Annotated in this window: 29 protein-coding genes; 24 read left to right on the forward strand and 5 right to left on the reverse strand. The window is 63.1% G+C overall.

Going from position 1 to position 26269, the window contains the following annotated elements:
* Window positions 1–3: 3 nt before the first annotated feature.
* The 3 genes from pgsA to ACWA1U_RS10250 all read left to right on the forward strand — a co-directional run bounded on the left by pgsA (window position 4) and on the right by ACWA1U_RS10250 (window position 1641).
* Entirely contained in the window at window positions 4–594 is a 591-nt protein-coding gene (gene pgsA, locus ACWA1U_RS10240; protein ID WP_463722089.1) for a CDP-diacylglycerol--glycerol-3-phosphate 3-phosphatidyltransferase, read from the forward strand.
* Window positions 591–1106 carry a CinA family protein gene (locus tag ACWA1U_RS10245; protein WP_463722090.1) on the forward strand — a complete coding sequence of 172 codons (516 nt, stop codon included), beginning with the start codon at window positions 591–593 and terminating at the stop codon, window positions 1104–1106. The genes pgsA and ACWA1U_RS10245 overlap by 4 nt, the downstream gene beginning before the upstream one ends.
* 97 nt (window positions 1107–1203) lie before the next feature.
* Window positions 1204–1641 (forward strand): helix-turn-helix domain-containing protein, encoded by a 438-nt coding sequence (locus ACWA1U_RS10250; RefSeq protein WP_463722091.1) that lies wholly within the window; start codon window positions 1204–1206, stop codon window positions 1639–1641.
* Window positions 1642–1746: 105 nt separating this feature from the next.
* On the opposite strand, the gene ACWA1U_RS10255 is transcribed toward ACWA1U_RS10250, so the two are convergent.
* Window positions 1747–2220, reverse strand: a complete 474-nt coding sequence (locus ACWA1U_RS10255; protein ID WP_463722092.1) for a MarR family winged helix-turn-helix transcriptional regulator — start codon at window positions 2218–2220, stop codon at window positions 1747–1749.
* 42 nt (window positions 2221–2262) lie between these two features.
* Here ACWA1U_RS10255 and ACWA1U_RS10260 point away from each other — a divergent pair, with 42 nt between their 5' ends.
* The 6 genes from ACWA1U_RS10260 (at window position 2263) to dapF (ending at window position 7830) form a co-directional block, all read left to right on the forward strand.
* On the forward strand, window positions 2263–2481 hold the full coding sequence (locus tag ACWA1U_RS10260) for a DUF3046 domain-containing protein (protein ID WP_463722093.1): 219 nt from the start codon (window positions 2263–2265) through the stop codon (window positions 2479–2481).
* A 248-nt stretch (window positions 2482–2729) separates the two neighbouring features.
* A complete protein-coding gene (gene recA, locus ACWA1U_RS10265) occupies window positions 2730–3779 on the forward strand; it encodes a recombinase RecA (RefSeq protein WP_463722094.1) in 1050 nt (349 codons plus the stop codon).
* A gap of 10 nt (window positions 3780–3789) precedes the next feature.
* Window positions 3790–4395: a regulatory protein RecX gene (locus ACWA1U_RS10270; protein WP_463722095.1), complete on the forward strand. Its 606-nt coding sequence runs from the start codon at window positions 3790–3792 to the stop codon at window positions 4393–4395.
* A gap of 70 nt (window positions 4396–4465) precedes the next feature.
* Window positions 4466–5944: a tRNA (N6-isopentenyl adenosine(37)-C2)-methylthiotransferase MiaB gene (gene miaB, locus ACWA1U_RS10275; protein WP_463725013.1), complete on the forward strand. Its 1479-nt coding sequence runs from the start codon at window positions 4466–4468 to the stop codon at window positions 5942–5944.
* 1 nt (window position 5945) lies between these two features.
* Window positions 5946–6875 (forward strand): tRNA (adenosine(37)-N6)-dimethylallyltransferase MiaA, encoded by a 930-nt coding sequence (gene miaA, locus ACWA1U_RS10280; RefSeq protein WP_463722096.1) that lies wholly within the window; start codon window positions 5946–5948, stop codon window positions 6873–6875.
* Between the two features lie 4 nt (window positions 6876–6879).
* On the forward strand, window positions 6880–7830 hold the full coding sequence (gene dapF, locus ACWA1U_RS10285) for a diaminopimelate epimerase (protein WP_463722097.1): 951 nt from the start codon (window positions 6880–6882) through the stop codon (window positions 7828–7830).
* A 50-nt stretch (window positions 7831–7880) separates the two neighbouring features.
* On the opposite strand, the gene ACWA1U_RS10290 is transcribed toward dapF, so the two are convergent.
* Complete coding sequence (locus ACWA1U_RS10290) at window positions 7881–8489, reverse strand: class I SAM-dependent methyltransferase (protein ID WP_463722098.1); 609 nt, start codon at window positions 8487–8489, stop codon at window positions 7881–7883.
* A gap of 152 nt (window positions 8490–8641) precedes the next feature.
* Between ACWA1U_RS10290 and hflX the strand changes: the two genes are divergently transcribed.
* Both hflX and ACWA1U_RS10300 read left to right on the forward strand, forming a co-directional pair.
* Window positions 8642–10204: a GTPase HflX gene (hflX, locus tag ACWA1U_RS10295; protein ID WP_463722099.1), complete on the forward strand. Its 1563-nt coding sequence runs from the start codon at window positions 8642–8644 to the stop codon at window positions 10202–10204.
* On the forward strand, window positions 10197–12218 hold the full coding sequence (locus ACWA1U_RS10300) for an ATP-dependent DNA helicase (RefSeq protein WP_463722100.1): 2022 nt from the start codon (window positions 10197–10199) through the stop codon (window positions 12216–12218). Before hflX ends, ACWA1U_RS10300 begins: the two co-directional genes overlap by 8 nt.
* A gap of 13 nt (window positions 12219–12231) precedes the next feature.
* Here ACWA1U_RS10300 and lexA read toward each other — a convergent pair whose 3' ends face one another.
* On the reverse strand, window positions 12232–12954 hold the full coding sequence (gene lexA / locus ACWA1U_RS10305) for a transcriptional repressor LexA (protein ID WP_463725014.1): 723 nt from the start codon (window positions 12952–12954) through the stop codon (window positions 12232–12234).
* Window positions 12955–13272: 318 nt separating this feature from the next.
* On the opposite strand from lexA, the gene ACWA1U_RS10310 reads away from it, so the two are divergent.
* The 8 genes from ACWA1U_RS10310 (at window position 13273) to ACWA1U_RS10345 (ending at window position 19444) form a co-directional block, all read left to right on the forward strand.
* Window positions 13273–13656 (forward strand): LysM peptidoglycan-binding domain-containing protein, encoded by a 384-nt coding sequence (locus tag ACWA1U_RS10310; protein WP_463722101.1) that lies wholly within the window; start codon window positions 13273–13275, stop codon window positions 13654–13656.
* A gap of 125 nt (window positions 13657–13781) precedes the next feature.
* Complete coding sequence (locus ACWA1U_RS10315; RefSeq protein WP_463722102.1) at window positions 13782–14891, forward strand: histidinol-phosphate transaminase; 1110 nt, start codon at window positions 13782–13784, stop codon at window positions 14889–14891.
* 123 nt (window positions 14892–15014) lie between these two features.
* A complete protein-coding gene (hisB, locus tag ACWA1U_RS10320; protein WP_463722103.1) occupies window positions 15015–15632 on the forward strand; it encodes an imidazoleglycerol-phosphate dehydratase HisB in 618 nt (205 codons plus the stop codon).
* On the forward strand, window positions 15629–16267 hold the full coding sequence (gene hisH, locus ACWA1U_RS10325) for an imidazole glycerol phosphate synthase subunit HisH (protein ID WP_463722104.1): 639 nt from the start codon (window positions 15629–15631) through the stop codon (window positions 16265–16267). The genes hisB and hisH overlap by 4 nt, the downstream gene beginning before the upstream one ends.
* Before the next feature lie 11 nt (window positions 16268–16278).
* Window positions 16279–16428 carry a hypothetical protein gene (locus ACWA1U_RS10330; protein ID WP_463725095.1) on the forward strand — a complete coding sequence of 50 codons (150 nt, stop codon included), beginning with the start codon at window positions 16279–16281 and terminating at the stop codon, window positions 16426–16428.
* A gap of 34 nt (window positions 16429–16462) precedes the next feature.
* On the forward strand, window positions 16463–17215 hold the full coding sequence (gene priA, locus ACWA1U_RS10335; RefSeq protein WP_463722105.1) for a bifunctional 1-(5-phosphoribosyl)-5-((5-phosphoribosylamino)methylideneamino)imidazole-4-carboxamide isomerase/phosphoribosylanthranilate isomerase PriA: 753 nt from the start codon (window positions 16463–16465) through the stop codon (window positions 17213–17215).
* Window positions 17216–18100: an SseB family protein gene (locus ACWA1U_RS10340; RefSeq protein ID WP_463722106.1), complete on the forward strand. Its 885-nt coding sequence runs from the start codon at window positions 17216–17218 to the stop codon at window positions 18098–18100.
* Window positions 18101–18139: 39 nt separating this feature from the next.
* The gene (locus tag ACWA1U_RS10345) at window positions 18140–19444 is read left to right on the forward strand and encodes an MFS transporter (protein ID WP_463722107.1); all 1305 of its coding nucleotides are present in this window, start codon (window positions 18140–18142) and stop codon (window positions 19442–19444) included.
* A gap of 46 nt (window positions 19445–19490) precedes the next feature.
* Here the strand turns inward: ACWA1U_RS10345 and ACWA1U_RS10350 are convergent, their stop codons facing one another.
* Window positions 19491–19901 (reverse strand): DUF1844 domain-containing protein, encoded by a 411-nt coding sequence (locus ACWA1U_RS10350; protein ID WP_463722108.1) that lies wholly within the window; start codon window positions 19899–19901, stop codon window positions 19491–19493.
* A 321-nt stretch (window positions 19902–20222) separates the two neighbouring features.
* Between ACWA1U_RS10350 and infC the strand changes: the two genes are divergently transcribed.
* The 4 genes from infC to ACWA1U_RS10370 all read left to right on the forward strand — a co-directional run bounded on the left by infC (window position 20223) and on the right by ACWA1U_RS10370 (window position 23103).
* The gene (gene infC / locus ACWA1U_RS10355) at window positions 20223–21386 is read left to right on the forward strand and encodes a translation initiation factor IF-3 (RefSeq protein ID WP_463722109.1); all 1164 of its coding nucleotides are present in this window, start codon (window positions 20223–20225) and stop codon (window positions 21384–21386) included.
* Between the two features lie 111 nt (window positions 21387–21497).
* Window positions 21498–21692 carry a 50S ribosomal protein L35 gene (gene rpmI, locus ACWA1U_RS10360; RefSeq protein ID WP_028280627.1) on the forward strand — a complete coding sequence of 65 codons (195 nt, stop codon included), beginning with the start codon at window positions 21498–21500 and terminating at the stop codon, window positions 21690–21692.
* Window positions 21693–21782: 90 nt separating this feature from the next.
* On the forward strand, window positions 21783–22169 hold the full coding sequence (gene rplT, locus ACWA1U_RS10365) for a 50S ribosomal protein L20 (protein ID WP_463722110.1): 387 nt from the start codon (window positions 21783–21785) through the stop codon (window positions 22167–22169).
* Between the two features lie 40 nt (window positions 22170–22209).
* On the forward strand, window positions 22210–23103 hold the full coding sequence (locus ACWA1U_RS10370; RefSeq protein WP_463722111.1) for a TrmH family RNA methyltransferase: 894 nt from the start codon (window positions 22210–22212) through the stop codon (window positions 23101–23103).
* A gap of 24 nt (window positions 23104–23127) precedes the next feature.
* Here the strand turns inward: ACWA1U_RS10370 and ACWA1U_RS10375 are convergent, their stop codons facing one another.
* A complete protein-coding gene (locus ACWA1U_RS10375) occupies window positions 23128–24387 on the reverse strand; it encodes an MFS transporter (protein WP_463722112.1) in 1260 nt (419 codons plus the stop codon).
* A gap of 264 nt (window positions 24388–24651) precedes the next feature.
* Between ACWA1U_RS10375 and ACWA1U_RS10380 the strand changes: the two genes are divergently transcribed.
* Window positions 24652–26268 carry an FG-GAP-like repeat-containing protein gene (locus ACWA1U_RS10380; RefSeq protein WP_463722113.1) on the forward strand — a complete coding sequence of 539 codons (1617 nt, stop codon included), beginning with the start codon at window positions 24652–24654 and terminating at the stop codon, window positions 26266–26268.
* Window position 26269 lies beyond the last annotated feature (1 nt).

Consider the following 26269-nt stretch of genomic DNA (forward strand, 5'->3'; position numbering starts at 1 on the left):
CGGGTGGCCACATCAGATCCTGAAGCGGTACCCGTACTGAACATCGCGAATGTCCTGACAGTAGTCCGCATCGTTCTGGTGCCGTTCTTCGCCTGGTTTCTTCTAACCGACGACGGCGACGGCGGCTTGTTTCGCTGGCTCGCCGTCGTGACGTTTGCGGTCGCCATCTACACGGACAAACTCGATGGTGACCTCGCCCGCAGCCGTGGCTTGATCACCGACTTCGGGAAGATCGCTGATCCCATAGCGGACAAGCTCCTCATCGGCTCAGCATTGATTGTGCTGGCGATACTTGGTGAGCTTTGGTGGTGGGTTGCGATTGTGATCCTGGTCCGCGAAGTTGGGATTACCCTGTTGCGCTTCGCTGTCATTCGATACGGCGTAATGCCTGCTTCCCGCGGCGGAAAGCTGAAGACTGTGGTGCAGACGCTCGCAATTTTCCTCTATCTTCTGCAAGCGGCGCTGGGTGACTGGGCCTGGTGGCCCGCCGTCGTCGTCATGATGGTCGCCGTGTTGATCACGGTGGTGACCGGGGTCGACTACATTTTGCAGGCGATGCGTTTGCGCAGGGATTCCAGGAAATCGGCGGCGTGACGGAGTCAGGCGACGCCACGCCCGCACTGGCTGTCGTGGAGCTCGCCCGCCAACTCGAGTTGTCGATCGCGACAGCCGAGTCGCTGACCGCGGGAATGGTAGCGGCTGAGCTGGCTACCGTCCCAGGGGCCTCGGCCGTCCTGAAGGGCGGTGTGGTTGCATATCATCGGGACGTCAAGGAGGCGCTCCTCGGGGTGGACCAGGCGTTGCTCTCGCGGGTGGGCACCGTTGACATGGAAGTGGCTCAGCAGATGGCCGAGGGCGCCATGCGCGCGTGTGGGTCAGATGCCGGGGTGGCGACCACGGGTGTGGCGGGGCCGGAGCCGCACGAGGGCAAGGACGTGGGTGTCGTCGTCGTCGCTGTTGTTTTGAAGGGTGTCAGAGTCGCCCTGGAGTTCCACTTCGACGGCGACAGAAGTGAGATACGCCAAGCGGCAAGCAACGCGGCAGTGCGTCTTTTGCACCAAGCCCTGTTGGAGGCTGAAGCGGGAACAAATGGTGTTCCGCAATAGTTATCAATACTGTCAGCCGCTCATCAGGCTGACGGTCTAGGCTTGAAACAAGGCGGCTGCACAGCAGCTGCGATAAAGAGGGAGTAAGGCGATCCACATGGTTAAGCAACCCGTATCCGTGAACGGTGTCATCCGTTGGCGCGATGTGGGGTTGGCAGAAGATCCGCAACGCAAACCGAAGGAGCGCAAGATGGTCGTACTACGCCACGAAATTGGGGACGTCCTGCGTGATGTTCGCCAGCGCCAGGGGCGTACGCTCCGCGAGGTTTCGCACAGTGCGCGGGTCTCCCTTGGGTACCTCAGCGAAGTTGAGCGAGGCCAGAAGGAAGCTTCTTCCGAGTTGCTCTCTTCAATCTGCACGGCCCTGGATGTGCCGCTCTCAATGATGCTCCGTGAGGTCAGTGACCGTCTCGCGTTAGCCGAGGGCGTTGCTGTTCCGGACATTCTTCCCCACGAATTCGCCCGGCAGTTCGGTGAGCTTCCGGAGGATCTTTCCGACGGCTTCACCAGGGATCTCGCCGGGTCAAAGAGCTAACAAGCTCCTGCACGTTGAATGGCCTCGCCAGTGTGGCGGGGCCATTCGTTTTCTGCAAAGCGGGAGATTATTCGTTGGATACCTTTCAACAGCTCAACAAAGCGTTCACCAATTGTCTTTGGTGTAGGTCTCGTTCAGTTGGGCGATAAGGTCTCCAAGAGTGGTGACATCTTCAACGCTCCAGTCTTCCATCAGGTGATGGAAAGCCTCCTTGCGGGCTGCCTGTGCGGTCGAGAGCTGCCGTGACCCGTCCTCCGTAAGGCTGATCGATTGAGCCCGCCCATCCAGCGGGTCGGCGGTTTTCTGGACCAGGCCGAGCTGTTCCAGCATGGCAATCTGACGGCTCACAGAGGGTTTGCCGACGCCTATGCTCGCGGCCAGGTCGGTCAGGCGCATTGAGCCTTCCCGTTGTAGGATGACCAGCAATCCGTACGCAGCCGGCTCCATGTCCGGATGGACACGCCGGGCTACCTTGTACGAGTTGGACCGAGCTCGCCTCCACAACATACTGAGTTGTTGTTCCAAGGCCTGGATAGCGGCATCAGCGGAAGCATCGATCTCGGGTCGGTGTGCAGTCATGGGGTTCATTCTAGGGTTTATGCACGAAAGGGAAGATTCGGCATGCGCATCAGTGAGTTTTGGCGCCTGATGGACGACGAATTCGGCACCGTCTACTCGCGTTCCCTGGCCGGCACCCTGCACCTTGCCGATCTTGGGGACCGGACTCCCGCTGACGCACTGCGCGCAGGCGTGGATCCGAGGACCGTCTGGTTGGCGGTCTGCTCCGTTCAGGAGATTCCCGAGCACCGGCGGCTGGGCCGCGACGTCAGGCCACGTTAGGCGTTGCGGGCAACCCTCAACACGCCGGTGATTCTATCGAACATGTGTTCGGATGAGGGCTATGCTTATGGCAGTACCGATCGCCCGCGTTCCCCGTCGTATCCCGCGCAGTTGTTCTCCACATCCGCCTGGAATCCGGCGAGATTTCCACATAAGCCGACACCAGAGCAAAACTGTCGGAGCGGAACGCTACGGTCAAGAGGAACAGCAAACAGGCCCCTGGGGGCCATGAGTAACTGAGGTGAGTAATGGCCGCACCAGCCGACCGCGAGAAAGCTCTTGAAGCTGCACTGGCGCAAATTGACAAGCAGTACGGCAAGGGATCAGTCATGCGCCTTGGCGATGAGATCCGTGCCCCTATTGAGACCATTTCCACCAGCTCCATTGCCCTTGATGCGGCGCTGGGTATAGGCGGTCTTCCGCGCGGCAGGGTCGTTGAAATCTACGGACCGGAAGCCTCCGGTAAAACTACCGTGGCGCTGCATGCAGTAGCCAATGCCCAGCGTAACGGCGGTATCGCAGCGTTCATCGATGCCGAGCACGCGTTGGACCCTGAGTACGCCAAGAGGCTTGGCGTCGACACCGATGCGCTGCTGGTTTCACAGCCGGACACCGGTGAGCAGGCCCTGGAAATCATGGACATGCTCATAGGTTCTGGGTCCATCGATATTGTCGTCATCGACTCTGTAGCTGCACTGGTGCCGCGCGCCGAGATCGAGGGAGAGATGGGTGACAGCCATGTCGGTCTGCAGGCTCGTCTGATGAGCCAGGCGCTGCGTAAAATCACCGGTCGCCTGAGCCAGACCAAGACCACGGCTATCTTCATCAACCAGCTGCGCGAGAAGATCGGCGTCTTCTTCGGAAGCCCGGAAACCACAACCGGTGGCAAGGCCCTGAAGTTTTACGCCTCCGTTCGAATCGATGTCAGGCGCATTGAAACTTTGAAGGAAGGTACCAACCCGGTGGGCAACCGGACGCGTGCCAAGATCGTCAAGAACAAAATGGCTCCGCCGTTCAAGCAGGCTGAGTTCGACATTCTCTACGGTTACGGAATCTCCCGCGAAGGCGGGCTGATCGACGTGGGTGTGGAAAACGGTCTGGTGAAGAAGTCGGGTGCGTGGTTTACCTATGACGGAGACCAGCTGGGGCAGGGCAAGGAGAACGCCCGCAAATTCCTCATCGACAATCCGGACCTCGCTGACGAGCTGGAGCTGCGGATCCGGGAAAAGCTCGGCGTCGGGGTTGCTGTGGCTGAACCTGATGGACCTAAATTGAAGGCCGTCGGCGGCGAAGGCTGACCCCTGTTCGATGTTTGGTGAGGAACCACCGGTTACGGGCGCTGCGCAGGGTCGCGGCGCCCGCAGGGGTGACGGACGGAAGCGCGTTGCTGACCACTCGCGGAAGGCAAGCTCAACAGCCGACAAAGCGCCCGACGCAGACCCGCATGAATTGGCGCGGTCCATCGCACTCCGGCAGCTGTCCATGGCGCCCCGCAGCCGGCACCAATTGCTCAGCAAACTTACCGAGCGGGGGGTGCCTGAACAGGTTGCAGTGGAGGTCCTCGACCGGTTCGAAGAGGTACAGCTCGTTGACGATGCCGAATTCGCCCGGATGTGGGTCAGGAGCAGGGCGCAGACGCGTTCTCTGGCGCGCTCGGCAATCAAGCGGGAGCTGTCCGAAAAGGGCATCACGGGGCACCTGGCCGAGGAAGCACTGTCACAGCGGTCCGATGAAGATGAAAAGCTGGCCGCCGCGGAATTGGTCCGGAAGAAGGCGCGCGTCGTCTCCGACCCGACAGATAGTGCTGGCCGGGACAAGCAGGTGCGGCGCCTGGTAGGGATGCTTGCGAGGAAGGGCTACTCACCGGGTGTCGCCTTCTCTATTGTCAAAGAGGTTCTGGACGAGCAGTTATGAGCCGTACCCTTAACTGGTGAGTTTCACAGCGCTTCCCCCTACCGCAGCAGCACAGCCCTATCAGCAACAGATGCTTTCTGCACCGAGAACGTACGAAGTACGGACGTACGGGTGCCAGATGAACGTCCACGATTCCGAGCGGATTGCAGGCCTGCTCGAAGACGCTGGCTACACGGACGCCGCGGGGGGAGAGGCCGACGTCGTCGTCTTCAATACCTGCGCGGTACGCGAAAACGCGGATAACAAGCTCTACGGCAATCTCGGGATGCTCGCCCACACCAAAGAGAAGCACCCTGGCATGCAGATCGCCGTGGGTGGGTGCCTGGCCCAGAAGGACCGCGAGACCATCCTCCGCAGGGCCCCCTGGGTGGACGCCGTTTTCGGTACCCACAACATCGGTGCATTACCAGCACTCCTTCAGCGGGCGCGGCACAACGACGAAGCGCAGCTTGAAATCCTGGAGTCGCTCGATGTGTTTCCTTCAACCCTGCCCACCAAACGCGATTCGGTGTACTCAGGATGGGTTTCCATCTCGGTGGGCTGTAATAACACCTGCACCTTCTGCATTGTCCCGTCGCTCCGCGGCAAAGAGAAGGACCGGCGCCCCGGCGAGATCCTCGCCGAAATTGAGGCACTTGTTGCGGATGGCGCCATTGAAGTCACGCTTCTGGGCCAGAACGTCAACTCGTACGGCGTCGAGTTCGGGGACCGCGGCGCTTTTGCGAAACTGCTGCGCGCCTGCGGAGGTATCGAGGGACTCGAACGGGTGCGCTTCACCAGCCCGCACCCGGCCGCTTTCACCGACGACGTCATCGACGCAATGGCTGAAACGCCGAACGTTGCACCGCAACTGCACATGCCGCTCCAGTCCGGTTCGGACCGGATTCTAAAGGCGATGAGAAGGTCCTACAGGTCCGAGAAGTTCCTCGGCATTCTCCACCGGGTGCGTGCGCGGATGCCGGAGGCCTCGATATCTACCGACATCATCGTAGGTTTCCCGGGCGAGACCGAAGAGGACTTTCAGGAAACGCTCCGCGTGGTCGAACAATCCCGGTTCGCGACTGCCTTCACCTTCCAGTACTCCAAGCGGCCCGGAACCCCAGCCGCTGATCTACCCGATCAGCTCCCCAAGGCTGTAGTTCAGGAACGGTTTGAGCGGCTCACTGCCTTACAGGACCGAATCTGTGCCGAAGAGAACGCGGCGCAGATAGGTCGTGAGGTCGAAGTGCTGGTAACGGCGCAGCAGGGCCGGAAAGCACATGAGACCAACCGCCTGACCGGCCGCGCCCGCGATCAGCGCCTGGTCCACTTCGCCGTCCCCGACGGCGCCGAGTCTCCGCGCCCAGGAGACCTGGTGACCGTCACCATCACCGGTGCCGCGCCCTTCCACCTGACAGCCGATCCCACGCCCCTGGACTACCGTCTACGGCGTTCCCGTGGAGGAGACGCCTGGGATCGATCACAGGCCGAATCCTGTGGTGCGCCAACACCGGGCAGCGCCAAGGGTATCTCGCTCGGCATGCCTTCGCTTCCCGTTCGCCAACCCTAGGATGCCCAAAGCTGCCGCAGACGCGCTGCCCGTCATCGCCGTCGTCGGGCCCACCGGCTCCGGAAAATCCGAACTTGGAATAGCACTTGCGCAAGCGCTGGCCGGCGAAGTCATCAACGCTGACGCACTGCAGCTCTACCGCGGAATGGACATCGGAACGGCTAAGCTTCCCGAGGAAGAACGCGGTGGAATACCCCACCTGCTGCTCGATGTCCTCGACATCTGGGAAGAAGCAAGCGTCGCAGGCTACCAGCGTCAATGCCGGGAACAGATAGCTGCCGTGCGATCGCGGGGCCGCGTTCCCATTCTGGTGGGCGGGTCTGGACTCTATCTCCGCGCAGCGCTCGACGAACTCGAGTTTCCGCCCACCGATCCTCAGGTCCGGGCCAGGCTTGTTGCAGAAGCGGCCAGACTGGGTGAAGCAGCGATGCGTCAGCGGTTAGCGAGCGTGGATCCGACGTCGGAAGCCCGCCTCAACGATGAACGCAGGGTCATCCGGGCGTTGGAGGTATACGAACTGACCGGTAGGCCCTTCAGTTCCTTCATGCCCCAACGGAATTACCATCAGCCCGCCCTGCAGATTGGGTTGCGTGTTGATCGCGACCTCCTGCGTGTTCGCCTGGGCGAACGCGTGCATTCAATGGTGGAACGGGGGTTGCTTGAGGAAGTCCGTACGCTGGACGAGCTGGGTCTGCGCCAGGGCCGGACAGCAGCCCGGGCACTCGGCTACGCGCAGTTCCTACGCGTGCTCGACGGCGGGTGGTCGGCTGAGGAGGCAGCGGAGGACACCATTGCAGCCACCCGGCGCTTCGCCCGTCGCCAGCTGACCTGGTTCAGGGCCGACCCCCGGGTGAGGTGGCTCGACTGGCGGGACCCAAACCTTCATGAACAGGCACTCGAAGCCGTCAGGCACGAGATCCGCCTATCCTAGGTAGGTGAGCACACAACCCGAGGCAGCGCACCGCACACGCACACCCCTGAGCAGCCTGATCGGCCTGACCTTCAGCAAGGGGCACGGCACCGGCAATGACTTCATTCTCATCGCTGACCCGGATGATTCGCTGGCGCTGACGATCCAGGACGTCGTCGCAGCCTGCGACCGCCATCGGGGAGTCGGAGCGGACGGCCTGATCAGGGCCGTGCCGTCGTCCTCGCTCCCTGAGGGGCGCAGCCTGCTTCAGAGCAACCCCGCGGTCGAGTGGTTCATGGACTACCGAAACGCTGATGGCTCCGTGTCGGAAATGTGCGGCAATGGCGTGCGCGTGTTCGTGCATTTCCTGATTACCCAGGGTCTGCTGACGCTGGAGGAAGGCGCCACCGTCACCATCGGGACCAGGGGTGGAGCCAAAACCGTGGAGCTGTCCCCGGACGGATACTCGGTGGACATGGGCCCCTGGGAATTCATTCATCCGGAGGAGGCGGCGTCCCGCGCCATGGATGCGCTGGTTGAAGCGGACGGCCTTCAGGTGCCGCGCCCCGGGCTATCCATCAGCATGGGCAACCCCCACACCGTCGTCGCACTGGCCGAACTCGCCGAACTGGATGCCACGCGGCTCATCGATCCCCCGCGGGTGGAACCCATGCCGCCGCATGGCACCAACGTCGAGTTCGTGGTTCCGAACGACCCCCTGGTGCACGACGGCGTCGGCCAGGTCGCGATGCGCGTCCACGAGCGCGGGGTGGGCGAAACGCTCTCCTGCGGAACCGGTGCCTGCGCTGCGGCCGTGGCCACCCGCTACTGGGCCGGCGGTGACGCACCGGATGCCTGGGCGGTCGCTGTACCGGGAGGCACCCTGGGAGTCCGCTTCCACGTTGCTGCTGACGGCAGCGAACACGTCCACCTGAGTGGACCGGCCGAGCTGGTGGCGAGCGGAACCTTCCTGTAGGCCGCAGCTTCAAAAACCGCAGGTTCAAGAGCCGCAGCGCCGCGTTCCAGCTAGGGGTGCCTCGTGACCCGCAGGATCCTGAAGGATTTAGCCGAAGCCGCGCGTTCGACGTCGTACCCGTCCTTGAGCTCCCCGGCCAGCCAGCGCTGAAGCGAATCCGCGCCGAGGTTTTTCTGGACCACCAGCCAGGCTGAGCCAGCCGGGGATAGGCGCGGGAGCCAGGTCAGCAGCAGTCCATGGAGGGCCTCTTTGCCGATGCGGATCGGCGGGTTCGACCAGATTGTGTCGTACGTCAGACCGGGGTCGACGTCGTCGGGCTGGGACGCGGTGACATTCGCCAGGCCGAGCCGGGCTGCATTTTCCCGTGTGAGGCCGAGCGCGCGTTCGTTGACATCCACTGCCATCACCTGGGCGTCTGGTGCCTGTAGCGCCATGGTGAGGGCCAGCGGTCCCCAGCCGCAGCCTATGTCGAGCAGGTTCATGCCCTGCGGTGCTGGTGCTTCGGCCAACAGAATCGCTGTTCCCTTGTCCACCCCATCGGGGCTGAAGATGCTGCCGGCCGTCACCAGGTCGCGTTGATGGCCGGCGAGAGTGACCCGTAACGGACGCCGGTCCTCCGGACCAGCGGGGGTTGCGCTGAAGTAGTGCTGCGGTTCCATAGTGATTCAGCCTAGTTTGTCACCCGCTGTGGTGCTGCCCGCGGACAAATCTGACTACGACGGCGATTGCGCGCTCAGAGAATGCAGGGAGGATTGCCGCAACACGCCGCCCGGAAACGACTACCATTGAATGACACTTACCGAGGGAGAGCATGACCACGCACCACGGAGCGTCTTCGACACCCGAACCTGAGCTGGGGCCAGCTGAAATCCAGGCTGTCATCGACCGTATTCTCGCGAAAGATCCATCGCCCCCGGCGGCGGATCCCGGGAGGTTCGGCGGGTCGCAACGTGGCAGGGCGCAGGCAATCTCTGAACTCGACGAAGAGCACACCTCCTTTGACGGCGAACAGCAGGACCTCCAGGAACGGCGTGCGCTTCGACGAGTTGCAGGTCTTTCCACGGAACTCGAGGACGTCACCGAAGTTGAGTACCGGCAGCTACGCCTTGAACGCGTGGTGCTAGCGGGCATCTGGAGCGAGGGAACTGCGGCCGACGCCGAGAATTCATTACGTGAGCTCGCCGCGCTGGCTGAAACCGCTGGCTCAGAAGTCCTGGACGGGATCATCCAGCGGCGGCTGAAGCCGGATCCCGGTACTTTCCTTGGCGCGGGCAAGGCCGAAGAGCTCAAGAGCATCGTAGTTTCCACCGGGGCAGACACCGTGATCGTGGACAGTGAGCTAGCACCCTCCCAGCGGCGCGGGCTGGAGGACATCGTCAAGGTCAAGGTGATTGACCGAACGGCGCTCATCCTCGATATTTTCGCCCAGCACGCCAAGTCGCGTGAAGGTAAAGCCCAGGTGGAGCTAGCCCAGCTTGAGTACCTTCTCCCGCGACTCCGCGGTTGGGGCGAGTCGATGTCCCGCCAGGCGGGTGGGCAGGTCGGCGGCGCCGGTGCTGGTATGGGTTCCCGTGGTCCGGGTGAGACGAAGATCGAACTCGACCGACGCAAAATCCGCACACGGATGGCCAAGCTGCGCCGCGAGATATCGGGCATGAAGCCTGCACGCGAGACCAAGCGCGCCAATCGCCGTCGTAATGAGGTTCCGTCAGTTGCAATCGCGGGATACACGAACGCCGGGAAATCGTCGTTGCTGAACCGTCTGACTGACGCCGGTGTGCTCGTGGAGAACGCGCTCTTCGCAACGCTGGACCCTACAGTCCGGAGGGCGGAGACACCTGACGGCCTGGAGTACACACTTGCAGACACCGTGGGGTTCGTCCGGTCGCTGCCAACGCAGCTGGTGGAAGCCTTCCGTTCGACGCTGGAGGAAGTCGCGGACTCCGACCTCATCCTGCACGTGGTTGATGCTTCCCATCCGGATCCCGAAGGGCAGATCGCAGCGGTGCGCGAGGTATTCGCTGAAGTCGATGCACGCAAGGTTCCAGAGATCATCGTGCTCAATAAGGCTGATGCTGCTGATCCCTTTGTGATCGAGAGGTTGCGCCAACGCGAGCCCCGGCATGCCATCGTTTCGGCGCGCACAGGGCAGGGCATACCCGAGCTGCTCGACCTGATCAGCACGTCCATCCCGCGGCCCAGCGTGGAGTTGAACCTCCTTGTGCCGTACCAGCGCGGCGACGTCGTGAGCCGCCTGCATCAGGCGGATGCTGAGATCCTGCGGATTGAGCATGTCGAGGACGGCACCGAAGTGGACGTGATGGTCCGCCAGGGGCTTGCCTCAGAACTGGAACCATTCCTCAGGCATGGCTGAGGGGCAGGTAGACCCCCTCGCCCTGCTCGACCACGTTGTTCAAACGATGGGTGGTCAGCGGCGCAGCGGGCAACACGAGATGGTGCGCCATGTGGAAGAGGCCATCGCAGAGGGAAACCATCTCCTGGTGCAGGCGGGTACCGGCACGGGGAAGTCGCTGGCGTACCTTATTCCCTTGATTGCGCATGCTCTTCGAAGCGACACCACGTCGATCGTGTCCACTGCGACGCTCGCACTGCAGGGGCAAATTGTGAACCGGGATCTCCCGCGGCTGCTTGACGCCCTGAAGGGCCAGCTGCCCCGGCCGGTTGACATTGCCTTGCTGAAGGGCCGCAGCAACTATGTCTGTAAACACAAGACTGCGGGTGGATTTCCGGAGGAGGACGAAGCAGGAGCCCTTTTTTCCCTGGATGGCGAGACCGCCGCGCCCCACCCCGCGCCCGGGCCGTCCACGCCGCTTGGCCGGGAGATTGTGCGGCTTCGTGAATGGGCAGAAGAGACTGAAACCGGGGACCGGGACGAACTCCTCCCCGGGGTGGGCGACCGCGCCTGGCGCCAGGTGTCAGTGTCCAGCATGGAGTGCCTGGGCGCTCAAAAGTGTCCGGTCGCGGCTGAGTGCTTCAGCGAATTGGCGCGGGAAAAGGCCGGCCGGGCCGACATCGTGATCACCAATCACGCGTTGCTCGCGATCAACGCGTTCGAGGGCCTGGCTGTGTTGCCGGAGCACGACGTCGTCGTAATCGATGAAGCCCACGAACTTCACGACCGCGTGACTTCCGCAGTTTCGGGACAGCTTTCCGGCTCATTGATCGGGGCGGCATCCACCGCCGCACGGCGCCACCTCGGCGTGGATGCGGACACGCTCATCGCTGCGCAGCATGCGTTCGAAGCAGCGTTCGACGCCGAACCCACGGGTTTGATGGCGACTGGACTGGATGAGGAACAGGAGATGGCCCTTTCCCAACTGCGCGAGGCATGCCGGCTGGCACTGTCCGAGTCCACCTCTGAGGGCCAAGCCCAGTCAGTGGACGGGGGACGGCAAATGGCACGTTCACGTCTTCTCGCCACACTCGAGCTGTGTGAGCGGATGCTGGGAGCCGGCGGAGCTGGAGAGGTGCTGTGGGCGAACCGGCAGAGCACGTTCACGCCGGGTTCCGGCTATGTTGCGGCGCCGGAGTCCTCGCCCGCAACGATCAGCATCGCGCCCCTCTCCGTTGCAGGACGTTTGAGACGCGGGTTGTTCGAAGATCACACGGTGGTTCTGACCTCGGCCACGCTGGCGATCGGCTCTGAATTCGGGCCCGTCGCGGGTGCACTGGGGCTTACCGGCGTCGGTGCGCCCACCTGGACCGGGGTCGACGTCGGCAGCCCCTTCGATTACCCGAGTCAGGGAGTGCTCTACGTGGCGAAGGACCTGCCTACACCAGGGCGGGGCACGACCGAACAACAGCTTGCTGAGTTGGAAGCACTGATCCGTGCCTCAAGGGGCGGCGCCCTTGGCTTGTTCTCCTCACGCAGGGCCGCTGAAGAAGCGGCAGAGGCCCTGCGGGACAAGGTGGATTTTGACATCCTGTGCCAGGGGGAGTCCTCCATGGCGGATTTGGTCCGTCGATTCTCCGAGGAGCCCGACACCTGCCTGTTCGGCACCATGTCCCTCTGGCAGGGAGTGGATGTCCCGGGGAGCTCATGCCGTCTGGTGGTGATCGACCGTATCCCGTTCCCGCGCCCGGATGATCCTCTGATGACAGCGCGCACCAGGGCGGTCGCGAGAGCGGGCGGAAACGGATTCATGACCATCGCCGCAACCCATGCGGCCGTCCGGCTGGCACAGGGCGCCGGCCGATTGATCAGGGCCCAGGACGACAGGGGAGTAGTGGCGGTACTGGACTCGCGGCTGGCTAATGCCAGATACGGCGGATTCCTGCGGGGTGCACTGCCCCCGTTCTGGCCGACGACCGACCGCACCACTGTGCTTGCCATCCTGTCCAGATTGGCGGCATCCCAGCCCGCATAACACAGATCCGCGGCTAGAGAGCGCGCATCACCGAGACGACCTTGCCCATGATCGTGGCATGGTCGCCGAGGATGGGTGAGTAGTTGGTGTTCTGCGGTAGGAGCCACGTGTGCCCGTCCCGCTGGCGGAACGTCTTGACGGTCGCTTCATCATCGAGGAGGGCAGCTACAACGTCGCCGTTCTCGGCAGTGTTCTGACGGCGTATGACCACCCAGTCGCCGTCGCAGATGGCGGCGTCGATCATGGAATCACCTGAGACGCGAAGCATGAACAGGTCGCCATGGCCCACCAGTTGCCTCGGCAATGGCATGACGTCCTCCACCACCTGGTCCGCAAGGATGGGCCCGCCGGCCGCGATGCGGCCGACAAGGGGCACCATAGCCGCGTCCACGGACGAAAGAGATGTCTCGTCACTGTTGCCATCCCGCTCCGGGTTGTTCGCCGTCGGGTGGAAGGACTCCTGCCCCAACGTAAGCGGGAGAAGGATTTCCATTGCCCTTGGGCGCTTGGGATCTCTCCGGATATAGCCCATCCGCTCAAGTTGGGACAGCTGGTGAGTCACGCTGGACAGGCTGGCGAGCCCAACAGTGTCTCCGATTTCCCGCATTGACGGCGGATACCCGTGGGCCGCAACGCTGAGCTGGATGGACTCCAGGATTTTCTTCTGCCGGATGGTCAACCCTTTAGGAGTTGCGCGCCCACGCGGACGCCCGCGGCCACGCTTCACGTCGGGCACTGCCAGCTGTGTGGGTTCCTCGGCTGCACTGAGTTCTGCCACTTGACTGCGTCCCTTCACTCTGTCGATCCCGGCCCTCTGCCGGACCTCCAACAATTTTTGTCAGTGGTAGGTGATGGGCTGATTTCCGAAGACGCCAACCGGTACCTGTGCTTGCAACGCTATGGGACAAAGGAGCTGTTTTCAAACATTTGTTCGAGCGAGTCTCGACAATATTAGGTAATCAGTGCTAAAAATAAGCAGAAGAATAGAACACAGCTTCGAATCGCGGCTTTCCGCCGAGTGCAGCGTGTTCAGACCCGCAGAAAGGCGGACGCCATGACGACGCTCCAGCTCTCAGCAACTACCCGAGTTCTTCCCGGTGACCGAAAGGCCGTTGGAGAGACCCTTATAAGCAAGCTGCACTTGACCCGCAGAGGTTGGGTGCTCCTGGTTGCGGTTCCCCTTGCGCTCATTGCGGCGGCTCTTCTGATGGTTGCTGCTTCCTTTAACCAGGCGCAGGCATCCGGTTCTGCTCCTGGCGTGACGGAGACGGTGAGGGTCAACGTCGCCGCAGGGGAAACACTCTGGGGTCTCGCGGCTGAATATGCTCCGGACCGGGATCCCCGCGCGGTCGTTGCTGAGATTGTGGAACTCAATGCGTTGGCCAGCTCCACCGTCCAGGCCGGGCAATCGCTGCACATTCCAGTCACTGGTTCCTAGCTACCGATCAGAACGCTGTCGATCAGAATCGCTTTCGATCAGAAACAGGGGTCGCCGGGCGTAATATCGTCGCCTGTCTGCTGAGGGATTGGGGATCACCCATCGATGGGCCTTAAACTCGGCAGGTGACCGATCAGCTCGAACGTCTCAACCGTCTCCCGCTCAGGGCCAACCTCCGTGGTCTGCAGCCCTACGGTGCTCCGCAGCTGGACGTACCCATTCTGCTGAACGTCAACGAGAACACTCATGGGGTCCCCGAAGACGTTCAGGAAGCCATCGTTGAGGCGGTAAGAAAATCAGTAGTGGGGCTGAACCGATACCCGGACCGGGAGTTTACCGAGCTACGCGGGCAGCTTGCCACTTACCTCGGCCATGGTCTGACACCTGACAATATCTGGGCTGCCAACGGCTCGAACGAGGTTCTCCAACACATCCTGTTGGCATTCGGTGGGCCTGGTCGGTCCGCGCTCGGTTTCCCGCCCACATACTCGATGTACCCATTGCTTGCCGGAGCAACGGGTACCGCGTACCTGGCCGGGAAGCGTTCGGAAAGCTTCGACCTCACGCCAGATTCCGCTGCTGAGCAGGTTGCATCCTCGGGCGCGAATATCGTCTTCCTCTGCAGTCCGAACAACCCGACAGGAACGGCGCTTTCACTCCAGGTGGTCGCGGACGTCTACGAAGCCGGGGATGCGGCCCAAGCCATCGTGATCGTGGACGAGGCATATGCCGAGTTCGCCCACGAAGGTACGCCGAGTGCCCTGGAGCTACTGCCCGGACGTGAGCGCCTCATTGTCTCGCGCACCATGAGCAAGGCTTTCGCCCTGGCAGGGGCACGGCTCGGCTATCTGGCAGCGGCTCCGGAGATAACGGATGCGCTCAGACTGGTGCGCCTGCCCTACCACCTTTCAGCCATCACCCAGGCGACTGCAATCGCAGCCCTGACCCATTCGACCCGCCTGCTGGAGAATGTCGACTCGATTAAAGTGCAACGCGACCGCATTGCTAAGGGTCTGAAAGCTCTCGGACTTCCGGTCGCGCCGTCCGATTCGAACTTCGTTCTGTTCGGTGGGCTGAAAGACCCCCGTGCGGTGTGGCAGGGGCTCCTGGACGCTGGAGTGCTGATCCGGGATGTCGGTATTGATCACCACTTGCGCGTGACCGCCGGCACCGAGACGGAAACCACGGTGTTCCTGGACACCTTGGCCTCGTTGATCCGGGCAGGTGTCTCCTAGACTGGAAGCTGCGCTGCGGATCCCGTATCCATCATCGCCGCATGAATCATCCGCCGGGACACGAGCTGCTCAGGCTGCTGCCCTCCCGACCAGTTCTCTGCCGTTTCACATTAAGGACTATCCATGACCGTGGCAGCCACAGCCGCCCGCTCCGCTCGGCGCGAGCGGAAGACAAGCGAATCGTCGGTATTCGTAGAGTTGAATCTCGACGGAACCGGGCGGTCGGAAGTGAGTACCTCCGTACCGTTCTACGATCACATGTTGACGGCCCTGGCGAAGCATTCACTGATAGACCTCACGGTGAGGGCGACTGGTGACACCCACATCGATGTCCACCACACGGTTGAAGACGTCGCTATTACTTTCGGCGAAGTGCTCCGGGAAGCGCTCGGGGACAAGGCAGGCATTCGGCGCTTCGGCGAAGCTACGGTGCCATTGGACGAGGCCCTGGCCAACGCGGTAGTCGACATCTCCGGCCGTCCCTACCTCGTCCACGCCGGAGAACCTGCAGGCCAGGAGTACCACCTCATCGGAGGACACTTCACCGGATCGCTTACCCGCCACGTGTTCGAGGCGATCACCCTGCACGCTCAGATCTGTCTCCACATGAACGTTCTCGGAGGCCGCGACCCGCACCACATCGTGGAGGCGCAGTTCAAGGCGTTTGCGCGCGCGCTCCGCGCAGCTGTCGAGCCAGATCCTCGGGTGGAAGGCATTCCATCCACCAAGGGTGCTCTATGAGTGCACCGAAGATCACGGTTCTGGATTATGGATCCGGCAACATCAGGTCGGCGGTTCGCGCGCTTGAGCATGTTGGTGCCGAAGTCACCCTCAGTGCGGGGTCCGATGACGTCCTGAACGCTGACGGATTGGTGGTTCCAGGGGTCGGTGCGTTTGCAACAGTGATGCAGGGTCTCCGGGACGTCGATGCGCTTCGCATGATCGGGCGGCGGGTCGCGGGAGGACGCCCGGTGCTTGGCATCTGTGTCAGTCTCCAGGTCTTCTTCGAGGACGGCGTCGAGCATGGTGTCCGTACGGAAGGCATGGGGGAGTGGCCCGGTACGGTCGAGCGGCTCAAAGCTGACGTCGTGCCGCACATGGGCTGGAACACGGTCGAGGCGCCGGAAGGTTCCGTCCTGTTCGAAGGAATTGGTGATGAGCGCTTCTACTTCGTCCACTCTTACGGAGTGCAGAAGTGGGACTTCGATGTCACCCAGCCAGCCATGAGGGCTCCGCTCGTAACCTGGGCGGACCATGGCGGGCCTTTCATTGCTGCCGTGGAAAATGGGCCTCTTTCGGCGACCCAGTTCCACCCGGAGAAATCGGGCGACGCCGGGGCCCAGTTACTCCGCAACTGGATCAACGGCCTGCGCTGAGTATGTGGAGCGTGATCCTGATGGGACTCTCCGGCCTACTGATCGGCGGCGCCGTGTCCTTCCACCGGCAGAAGCTGCCACGCGCGTTTGTCATCAGTTTCGGAGTGCTGGCGGCCATGGCTTTGCTGGCTGCATATCTCTTGACGCTTTCTCCGAGCTAACACCATCTATGCAAAACCTGAACAAAGGAAGTGAATGAGCCCCTTCACAGAATCGCCCATCCTGGAACTGCTTCCCGCAGTTGATGTCGCTGACGGCCAGGCCGTCCGCCTGGTCCAGGGCGAAGCCGGCAGTGAGACGAGCTACGGAGACCCGCTTGAGGCGGCACTGCAGTGGCAGAACGACGGCGCGGAATGGGTTCACCTCGTCGACCTGGACGCCGCATTCGGGCGGGGTTCCAACCGTGACCTGCTGCGCAGGGTTGTCGAAGAACTGAGCATCAAGGTCGAACTCTCCGGCGGTATCCGGGATGACGCATCCCTTGAGCACGCGCTTGAGCTGGGTGCCGAACGGGTCAACCTTGGCACCGCGGCGCTGGAGAACCCGGAATGGACCGCGCGCGCCATCGCCCGGTATGGCGACGCAATCGCCGTCGGACTCGACGTTCGCGGCACCACCCTCGCAGCGCGCGGCTGGACCGAGGACGGCGGTGACCTCTGGGAGGTACTCGCACGCCTGGACGACGCCGGTTGCATGCGCTACGTCGTTACCGATGTGACGAAGGATGGAACCCTCAAGGGGCCCAACGTTCAGCTCCTACGGGACGTGCTGGAAAAGACGGACCGGCTCGTTGTTGCATCCGGTGGCATCTCAAGTCTGGAAGACCTCGCAGCGCTGCGCCAATTGGTACCCGATGGCCTTGAGGGCGCAATCGTCGGCAAGGCGCTCTATGCCGGGGCCTTCACCCTCCCGCAGGCCCTGGACATTGCCGGGCACCCGGAACGCTGAGTGACTGATCGCCGCCTCCCGGCGCACATCGAGGCCGCGCTCAGGGGAAACCCAAGCAATTCAGGCAACACTGCTGACTCTGCCGGGCAGTCTTGGGTGGGGCGCGATTTGTCCGGCGAAGGGAACCCGCTGCACGCCTTCGACAACGACGACGGCGGGGTTCCGGCGTCGTACGAGGCGGCAATTGCGCGGCTGGTAGCCGGAGAGACTGACGAACCAGCCGTGGTGCGGACGCTCTCTGCGGTTCGCGTCTTCGTTCCGGTCGTGGCTGTTCTGGGTGGCCATGGCCCGGAAGTTACCGACGGCGGCGGTGCGCCCACGGGCTCCCACGCGGGCGACAAGGAAGCCGACATGGCTCTGGTTACCCTCAAAACGCCGGATGGTCGGACTGCGCTTCCCGTTTTCACCTCCACGGACCGGCTGCGCCGGTGGCACCCGGATGCCCGGCCCGTGGCCGTATTCGCTCCGCGGGCGGCCCTGGCAGCCGTGGCGGAAGAGTGCGAGCTGATGGTGATCGACGCGGGAAGCGAGGTGACTTACGTCGTGCGCCGTCCGGCGGTGTGGGCCCTCGCTCAGCAACACGAATGGGTGCCTTCGTACACGGATACCGAGGTTGCCCGGATCGTGGGAAGTGCGGTCACTTCTGAAGCTAACGTACTGCGGGTCGAGGTGGGGCCCGGGGCGGGCGTTTCCAGCCGTACTGGGGCGGGTACAGTGGTTCCGGGTGGTGGGTCAGGCCCGGAACTGCGCCTCACCATGACGCTTCGGGAAGGTCTTTCGCAGGAAGACGTCCGCTCGACAGTGCGGAACGTTCAGGACCACCTTCAAAACCAGCAATCTTTTGTGGAGCGGGTCGACTCGCTCGAAATCCGGCTCACGCGTTGACACTTCCACGCGGATGAGCCCGCGTGGAAGTGAACGACGTTGAATTTCTCCATCTATCGGGAGCTACTGAGAGTAGTCCCGGTCCGCCACCTGTTGATTGTCGGCATGATCGCCCGTTTTCCGCACTCCGCTGCGGGCGTGCTGTTGACCCTGCATGTGGTCCTGACCCTGGGCCGCGGCTATGCAGAGGCAGGTGCGGTCGCAGCGGTCCTGACCATTGGAATAGCGGTCGGGGCACCCTGGCGGGGCCGCCGGGTGGACGTGGTCGGCTTGAGGCGGGCGCTGATACCGTCGGTCATCGCGGAGGCAGTCATCTGGTCGGTCGCCCCACACCTGTCATATGAGTGGTTGCTCGTCGCCGCGCTGATCGGTGGGATCTTCACCCTGCCGGTCTTTTCAGTTGTTCGGCAATCGCTGGGTGTCCTGGTCAGCGGCGATTCACGGCGGACAGCCTTCACCCTTGATGCAGTGTCGACCGAAGTGATTTTCATGGGCGGTCCAGCCCTCGGCGCCATCATCGCAACACAGATCTCCACCGTTGTCGGGTTGACTGTAGTCGGACTCTCAACTGCTGTTGCCGGCCTCCTCCTGATGTGGTTCAACCCGCCAACCCGCAGTTCCCAGGCTGGTTCTCCCGGCACGGTCCCGTCCGCAGCCGCTGACGACGAGGCAGCCGTGGGAGCGCTGGTCGCTTCCGCTCCGGCACACATCAACGAGGCATCCGCTGAACTCCTTCCCGGCGCTCGTCCCGCGCGGCAGGTTCGCGCTCGGATGCGTCTGGCGAACAGCTTCTCCTGGCTGACCATTCCGGTGATAGTGGTCATGGTTGTCGCCGCGGGAGCAGGCCTGGTGCTTGCTGGCACCGACGTCGGAATCATCGCGGTTCTGGAGGAGGACCAGCGGGCTTCCGAGCTGGGCTGGGTCTTCCTGGCGTGGTGTTCCGCGTCGGTTGTCGGCGGCCTCATTTACGGCGCGATGCACCGCCCACTTTCACCCCTGGTGCTCCTGTTCCTCATGAGCGTTCTAACCATTCCGATGGGATTCGCCCACAGCACGCTCGCGTTGGCGCTGCTTTCGATAGCGCCCGGAATGTTGTGTGCACCCGTTCTGTCGGCGGCTTCGGAACGCATTGCGCACCTGGTGGAGGAGGACCGGCGCGGTGAAGCCATGGGCTGGTACGGCTCCGCGCTGACTTCAGGCGTTGCACTCGGTGCCCCACTCGCCGGTCTGCTGATCGACTCCGTGGGGCCCTGGGGAGGGTTCGTGGCGGTTGGCTCGGCCGCGGGTGGCCTGAGCCTGCTCTGCCTTGGAGCGCAACAGGTACGACGGCGACGAACGGCCTGAGCGTGCCGTCACCTCGTGGGGAGGCTGGCGCGGTTCAGAAATGCAGTCAGTTGACGGGGCCGGTGAACTTTTCTCCGGGGCCCTTTCCGGGAGCGTCCGGAAAGAGTGACGCCTCCCGGAAGGCCAACTGCAGCGATCTCAGCCCGTCGCGCAAGGGACCGGCGTGCTGGCTCCCGATTTCCGGGGCGGCAGCCGTGACGAACCCGGCAAGGGCAGTGATGAGTTTGCGAGCTTCGTCGAGGTCCTTGTACGTCTCGGCGTCATCGCCTGCAGCCAGGCCGCACTTCACTGCCGCCGCACTCATGAGGTGCACGGCCGAGGTCGTAATGACTTCGACCGCCGCCACGTCAGCAATATCGCGTACGTGGTCCCGGGACTCGGTGTCAGGGGAGTCAGCACTGGCTGGACCGGGGAAGGTGTGGCGGGCGGCTTCGGAATTACGGTCTGCTGTGCTCATGCTGGTAAGCTTGTCACAGACCAACTGAGGGTCGTTATTTTTTGTGGCTTGTACTGGCATGAAAAAGATCACTCAGTATGCAAGCGGAGTCCTCTCCCACCCGCGATTGCCGATTTGCCCCTGAGGCAACCTGAAGGCAGCCGGGTTCAGGTCGGTGCACCTGCCCGCATTTCCGGGGCGTGTTGTGTGCTGATGTTCGAGGCCTTCGATTGCGCATGCAATTGGGGGCCTTCTTCTTTTGCACGCGGTTTACGTTTCGACTGACATCAGGAGCAACACATTAGCGAGCCAAGAATCAATGATCGTATCCGCGTCCCCGAGGTGCGGTTGGTAGGCCCTGCGGGCGAGCAGGTTGGAATCGTCCGTATTGAAGACGCCCTCCGTCTCGCCGCTGAGTCCGACCTTGATCTCGTTGAGGTGGCACCCCAGGCAAAGCCCCCGGTTGCCAAGCTCATGGATTTTGGTAAGTACAAGTATGAAGCTGCAGTAAAAGCGCGTGAAGCACGCAAGAACCAGACCAACACCGTGCTGAAGGAAATTCGTTTCCGGCTCAAGATCGACACTCACGACTACGAGACCAAGCGTGGCCACGCTCTTCGCTTCCTCGGCGCCGGAGACAAGGTCAAGGCGATGATCCAGTTCCGCGGGCGTGAGCAGCAGCGTCCTGAGATGGGCATTAGGCTTCTGCAGCGTTTCGCGGAAGATGTCGCAGAGGTGGGCGTCGTTGAATCGACCCCCCGAATTGACGGCCGCAACATGGTTATGGTCATCGGCCCGGTCAAGAACAAGGCAGAGGCGAAGGCGGAAGCCCGGCGTGCAGCCCAGCGCGCCGAGTCGAAGGCGGCGAACGATACCAAGGTCGACACCGACGGCAAGGCCCCTCTGACCCAGAGCCTCGCAGATCTTCTGCCTGAGGGTCTGCTGTCCTTGGACCAGGACGCCCCCGAGGCGCTGGAGGATGAATCAGCTGCAGGAGCTTCCGAGTCCCAGACGAATGAAGCCGCGCAGGCCGTTGAAAGCCATGACGCCATTGCTGAGGAAACTGCTCCGGTCGAAGGGGAGTCGGTCGCCGTTGAGTCGGAAGCCGAGTCTGCACCTGTGAAGGCAGCACCAGCGAAGGCCGCACCAGCTAAGGCAGCCGAGCCTGCAAAGGCTGCGCCTGCCAAGGAAGCCGAGTCCGCGCCGGCCAAAGCAGCACCCGCAAAGGCAGCGCCTGCGAAGGCAGCGCCTGCGAAGGCAGCCGAGGCTGCTCCCGCGAAGGCAGCGCCTGCAAAAGCTGCCGAGGCCGCACCCGCAAAGGCAGCCCCGGCAAAGGCCGCAGCAACGCCAAAGCCGCAGGCAGCAGCCAAGCCGGCCGCAGCACCGAAGCCGACAGCTACGCCCAAGCCCTCCGCAGCAGCCAAGCCGGCTGCGCCCAAACCAAACGGAAAGGCAGCCCCCGCAAAGGGGTCGCCTAACCCTCCAAAGCCTGGCGGCTCCAACTAGGAGCTAAGCTGCCCCAGGGCAGCAAGGTGCTACGTAATCACTGCAGTCCGCTGCAGTTACCGCAAGAGCCGTCGGCAAAGTGCCGGCGGAGACCAAAGGAGATCGGTTTCAATGCCGAAGATGAAGACACACAGTGGAGCGAAGAAGCGCTTCAAGCTGACCGGCAGCGGAAAGCTCAAGCGCCAGCAGGCTAACCGCCGTCACTACCTGGAGCACAAGTCCTCCACCCTGACGCGCCGTCTCGCAGGCGACAAGATCGTCTCGAAGGCTGATACCAGGGCCATCAAGAAGATGCTCGGCGTCTAACACCCACCCCCACTACAACTGGACACCGGTTCGGCGGCCCATGCCGCACAGGTTGAACCTGTCCAGTAGATCTAACTAAGGAGTACGCACGTGGCACGTGTGAAGCGGGCGGTCAACGCCCACAAGAAGCGCCGGGTTATCCTCGAGCGCGCCAAAGGCTACCGCGGGCAGCGTTCGCGCCTGTACCGCAAGGCCAAGGAGCAGCTGCTCCACTCGTTCGTCTACAGCTACGGTGACCGCCGCAAGCGCAAGGGTGATTTCCGTCGCCTCTGGATCCAGCGCATCAATGCTGCATCGCGCGCCAACGGCCTCACCTACAACCGTCTGATCCAGGGCCTGAAGGCCGCCGGTGTGGAGGTTGACCGCCGCATGCTCGCCGAGCTCGCCGTCACCGACGCCAACGCCTTCTCAACCCTCGTCCAGATTGCCAAGGATTCCCTGCCGTCTGACACCTCGGCCCCAGCGGCCCGGGCCTAGTCCACGCAGTAGAACCGGTCAGTTCGAACCGGACAACTTCATGAGCGCAACAGAACGCCCCCAGATTTCGCCTCTGACCAACCCCCGGGCCGACCGGGTACGGGAAGTCGCGAAACTTGCGGGGCGTTCTGCGCGTCTGAAGCGCGAACTCTTCCTCGCCGAGGGACCACAGGCGGTCCGTGAGGCTCTCCGGCTGCACCAGTCGATGACCTCTGCCGGGGCAGAAGGCGTCGTCGAGGACGTCTATCTGACGAAGGAGTGCCTGGAACGGTACCCCGAATTCGGCAGTGTGGTGGTTCCTCGGTTGGTGACGCCGGAGGTGCTGGCCTCGATGAGTTCGACCGTCTCTCCCCAGGGCGCCATCGCCGTGTCGCGCTTCGTCGATGTTTCGTTGGCATCGGTGCTGCGGAAGGCGCCCCGCCTGGTCGCTGTCCTGGTGGAAGTCCGGGACCCGGGCAACGCAGGCACAATACTCCGCGCAGCCGATTCCGCTGGTGCGGACGCAGTCATCTTCACTGATGCAAGCGTGGATCTCTATAACCCGAAGACCGTCCGGTCCACCGTCGGCTCGCTTTTCCATCTTCCGGTCGTGACCGGCGTCAGTACCGGTGAGCTCCTCCGTGCATTGCCCGGCTCGGGCCTGGCCATTCTCGCCGCGGACGGCTACGGTGCCCAAAATCTGGACGAGCTCCAGGACGCCAGCGCGAAGCGGAGATTGGCGCCGTCAGGGTACGACGACGACGGCGGTGCGCCGCGCCTGGAGCACCCCACCGCCTGGATGTTCGGCAACGAGGCGCAGGGCCTCCCGCCGGAAATTCTCGATGCGGCAGATCACCGCGTGTCCGTGCCCGTGTATGGGAAAGCCGAGAGTCTCAACGTCGGCACCGCAGCAACAGTTTGCCTGTACGCCTCAGCGCGTGCACAGCGCGGCTAACCCGCTCGAAGACGCCGAGCAGGATTAGACCCGCTCGGCCGCAGCGTTCGCGCGCACCGGAGCCGTCGTCGTCGTCGTACTTCCCGCTTTGCGGTCCATCCGCCCGCTCAGGAGCGCGACGCCCAGTCCGAAGGCAGCCAACACAGCGCCAACCAGTGCAGGTGCGGTATATCCCCAGCCGAAGGCGATGACCGCTCCGCCGAGGAACGCGCCCAGCGCATTCGCGGTGTTCAGCGCCGCGTGGTTCATGGACGAGGCGAGCGACGGCGCGTCCGGGGAAACATCCATCAGGCGAACCTGCAGCGAAGGAATCAGCGAGGATCCGATCGCGCCGACCAGGAAGACGAACAACAGGGCCGTCGGTGCCCACTGCACGGCCAGCGCGAAGACCAGCAGGCAGGCGGAGATGCTTGCCATGACCCAGTAGATGGTCCCCATGACCGAGATGTCCGCCAGGCGCCCGCCCACGATGTTACCGGCGACCATGCCGAGCCCGTAGAGTGCGACGACGACCGGCAGGAGGTTCTCCGACACGCCGGCTACGTCTGTCATGGTCGGTGCAATGTAGGTGTAGACGGCGAAGAAGCCGCCGAATCCGACCGTTCCGATCAGGAGGGTCATCCACACCTGGCCCCGCTTCAGCGCACCGAGTTCGCGGGTGATACTCGCTCCTTCGCGGACATCCTGGTGGGGTACGAACCTGCCCACCATGAGGAGGGTCAGCGCCCCGATGACCCCGACCAGGAGAAACATTGTCCGCCAGCCGAACTGCTGACCCAACCAGGTTGCGAAAGGCACGCCGATCACATTCGCCACGCTCAGGCCCATCATCACCATTGCGACCGCCTGTGCCCTGCGGGTTGGAGAAGAGAGGGAGGCGGCGATGACTGCTGCGACGCCGAAGAACGCTCCGTGGGGCAGACCGGAAATGAAGCGTGAAAGGAGCAGCCAGCCGTATTCGTCCGCGATGTAGGACGACAGGTTCCCCAGGGTGAACAGTGCCATCAACGCCAGCGCCAGGCGCTTGTGCGGTAGCCGTGCACCGAGTGTCGCCAGCAGGGGAGCGCCCACAACCACGCCCAGTGCGTAGGCCGAAATGACGTGCCCTCCGGCAGGGATGTCGATCCCGAGGTCCGCCACCATATTGGGCAGCAGGCCCATGATCGCGAACTCGGTGGTGCCAATTCCGAACCCGCCGACGGCGAGGGCGAAGATCGCCAGGAACAGCTTTCGAGAGGCGAGCTGGGAAGGCAAGGCGCCTGTGGGGGCGGTCATGGAACTCATTTCGATGTCGGAAGCGCCTCGCGGGGCGCCAGTGGGATATCTGGAGCGCGTCGTTGAGCGAAGGTGGCTGGTCCGGATTGGGGCCTCGTGCGGAACAACGCAACCGGGCGCCCTTTTATTCACTCTATGTCTTTGAGTGCGATTGCCAGAAAATACCCGGCGCTTTTGACCTCGACCGGACGTAAAATTGAGGGGCGCGAGGAGTACAAAGCCATGAAGTGCCAGTTCCGTGAATACACCGGTTGGTCGTGCGGGGGCAACAGGGTGACAGCGCCGCCACCTGGACCTCTTGAGCGGATCCTGATCCAGCGAATCTCGGCGGCATGCCTGCTCACCATTGCACTGATTCTCGGGATGTTCAGTGGGCCCCTGCCGCGTGCCGAAGCCGCGCCGTTATTTGGCCACGACGTTTCCTGGCCGCAGTGCTCGACGGCGCAGGGTGGTTTTGGGTTGCCGCTACCCCCAACCAATTCACAGTTCGTGATCATTGGACTCTCCCGTGGCCTGCCCTTGACGGAGAATCCCTGCCTGGCAGAGCAGATCAACTGGGCGCGGGCCAATGCGAAACCGGCGCATGGGTACGCCATGGCCGCTTACCCCACCGCGGCCCAACTGAGCACGTACGGATCCCTTGGGCCCTGGTCTTCAGGGACCCACGCCAGCAGGCTGTCCAACGTAGGCTACGCGCAGGCCCGTTTCGCCGTTGCCAGCCTGAACCGGATCGGTTTCCGTCCACCGGTCGTGTGGATTGATGTCGAACCCCGGCCTGCCCAACCCTGGCCGGTCACCACGCCCGCCCAGCAACGTGGAAACCGCTATGTCATCGAAGGGCTCATGCGGGGTCTGAGGGACGCAGGTTTCGCCTACGGACTGTATTCCTTCACGTCGGGATGGCAAGAAATCACTGCCTCGTGGAGGCTCCCCGGTGTACCGGTCTGGGCGACTGCCGGACGCCTTGACTACCCGGCAGAAGCGCTTGACCGATGCTTCCAGCCAAGCTTCTCCGGAGGGCGGGTCTATCTCTCCCAGTGGTACGACGACGTCCGAGATTACGACCGCACGTGCGAACCTTACGCATTCTCCGCCCTTCGGATACCCGCGTCCACGCTGTCGAACTCCACCGCCGAGTTCAACGGTGACTGGCGTAACGACATCCTCGCCCGCGTTGGTGCGACGGGGGAGTTGCGGCTCTATGCCGGGAACTCACAGGGAAGGCTGCAACCGGGGGTGGTCATCGGAGGTGGCTGGGGCAGCATGAATGCGTTGGAAACTACGGGCGACTTCAACGGCGACGGCCCTGGTGACGTCATCGCCCGCGAGAGCGCTACCGGTGCGTTGTGGCTCTACAGGGGTAATGGCGTGGGTGGGTGGTTGCCGCGGATTCGGGTGGGTACCGGCTGGAATGGTTTCAACAGCATCGTGGCCCCCGGGGACTTCAACGGGGACCAGCGTGCGGACCTCCTGGCGCGCGAGCGGGCTACAGGTGCGTTGTGGCTTTACCCGGGTAATGGCGTGGGTGGGTGGTTGCCGCGGATTCGGGTGGGTACCGGCTGGAATGGTATCAACAGCATCGTGGCCCCCGGGGACCTCAACGGGAACGGCAGTAGTGACATCCTCGCCCGTGAGGCAGCAACAGGACTGCTCTGGCTGTATCCGGGCAACGGTCGTGGGGGCTGGCTTCCGCGGATCCGGGCAGGCCACGGCTGGAACTCCATGAGCGCGCTGATGGCGGCGGGTGACCTCAACGGGGATCGCATGGCGGACCTGGTGGCACGCGACAGGAATGGGCTTTTGTGGCTGTATCCGGGCAATGGCGGTGGGGGCTGGTTTCCGCGCACCCAGCTCGGGTCCGGTTGGAATGGGCTCAACGCCATCTTCTAGG

This window comes from Arthrobacter sp. TRD_SC_6 (genome assembly GCF_055361185.1).

Excerpts from the sequence above, each read along its gene's own strand:
- miaA (WP_463722096.1), top strand. The coding sequence starts at position 5,946 with ATGCCCAAAGCTGCCGCAGACGCGCTGCCCGTCATCGCCGTCGTCGGG.
- ACWA1U_RS10350 (WP_463722108.1), bottom strand. The coding sequence starts at position 19,901 with ATGAGCACAGCAGACCGTAATTCCGAAGCCGCCCGCCACACCTTCCCC.
- ACWA1U_RS10250 (WP_463722091.1), top strand. The coding sequence starts at position 1,204 with ATGGTTAAGCAACCCGTATCCGTGAACGGTGTCATCCGTTGGCGCGAT.
- rpmI (WP_028280627.1), top strand. The coding sequence starts at position 21,498 with ATGCCGAAGATGAAGACACACAGTGGAGCGAAGAAGCGCTTCAAGCTG.
- ACWA1U_RS10290 (WP_463722098.1), bottom strand. The coding sequence starts at position 8,489 with ATGGAACCGCAGCACTACTTCAGCGCAACCCCCGCTGGTCCGGAGGAC.
- ACWA1U_RS10310 (WP_463722101.1), top strand. The coding sequence starts at position 13,273 with ATGACGACGCTCCAGCTCTCAGCAACTACCCGAGTTCTTCCCGGTGAC.
- recA (WP_463722094.1), top strand. The coding sequence starts at position 2,730 with ATGGCCGCACCAGCCGACCGCGAGAAAGCTCTTGAAGCTGCACTGGCG.
- ACWA1U_RS10260 (WP_463722093.1), top strand. The coding sequence starts at position 2,263 with ATGCGCATCAGTGAGTTTTGGCGCCTGATGGACGACGAATTCGGCACC.
- miaB (WP_463725013.1), top strand. The coding sequence starts at position 4,466 with ATGCTTTCTGCACCGAGAACGTACGAAGTACGGACGTACGGGTGCCAG.
- ACWA1U_RS10375 (WP_463722112.1), bottom strand. The coding sequence starts at position 24,387 with ATGAGTTCCATGACCGCCCCCACAGGCGCCTTGCCTTCCCAGCTCGCC.
- ACWA1U_RS10255 (WP_463722092.1), bottom strand. The coding sequence starts at position 2,220 with ATGACTGCACACCGACCCGAGATCGATGCTTCCGCTGATGCCGCTATC.
- hflX (WP_463722099.1), top strand. The coding sequence starts at position 8,642 with ATGACCACGCACCACGGAGCGTCTTCGACACCCGAACCTGAGCTGGGG.
- ACWA1U_RS10270 (WP_463722095.1), top strand. The coding sequence starts at position 3,790 with ATGTTTGGTGAGGAACCACCGGTTACGGGCGCTGCGCAGGGTCGCGGC.
- ACWA1U_RS10300 (WP_463722100.1), top strand. The coding sequence starts at position 10,197 with ATGGCTGAGGGGCAGGTAGACCCCCTCGCCCTGCTCGACCACGTTGTT.
- hisB (WP_463722103.1), top strand. The coding sequence starts at position 15,015 with ATGACCGTGGCAGCCACAGCCGCCCGCTCCGCTCGGCGCGAGCGGAAG.
- priA (WP_463722105.1), top strand. The coding sequence starts at position 16,463 with ATGAGCCCCTTCACAGAATCGCCCATCCTGGAACTGCTTCCCGCAGTT.
- hisH (WP_463722104.1), top strand. The coding sequence starts at position 15,629 with ATGAGTGCACCGAAGATCACGGTTCTGGATTATGGATCCGGCAACATC.
- ACWA1U_RS10370 (WP_463722111.1), top strand. The coding sequence starts at position 22,210 with ATGAGCGCAACAGAACGCCCCCAGATTTCGCCTCTGACCAACCCCCGG.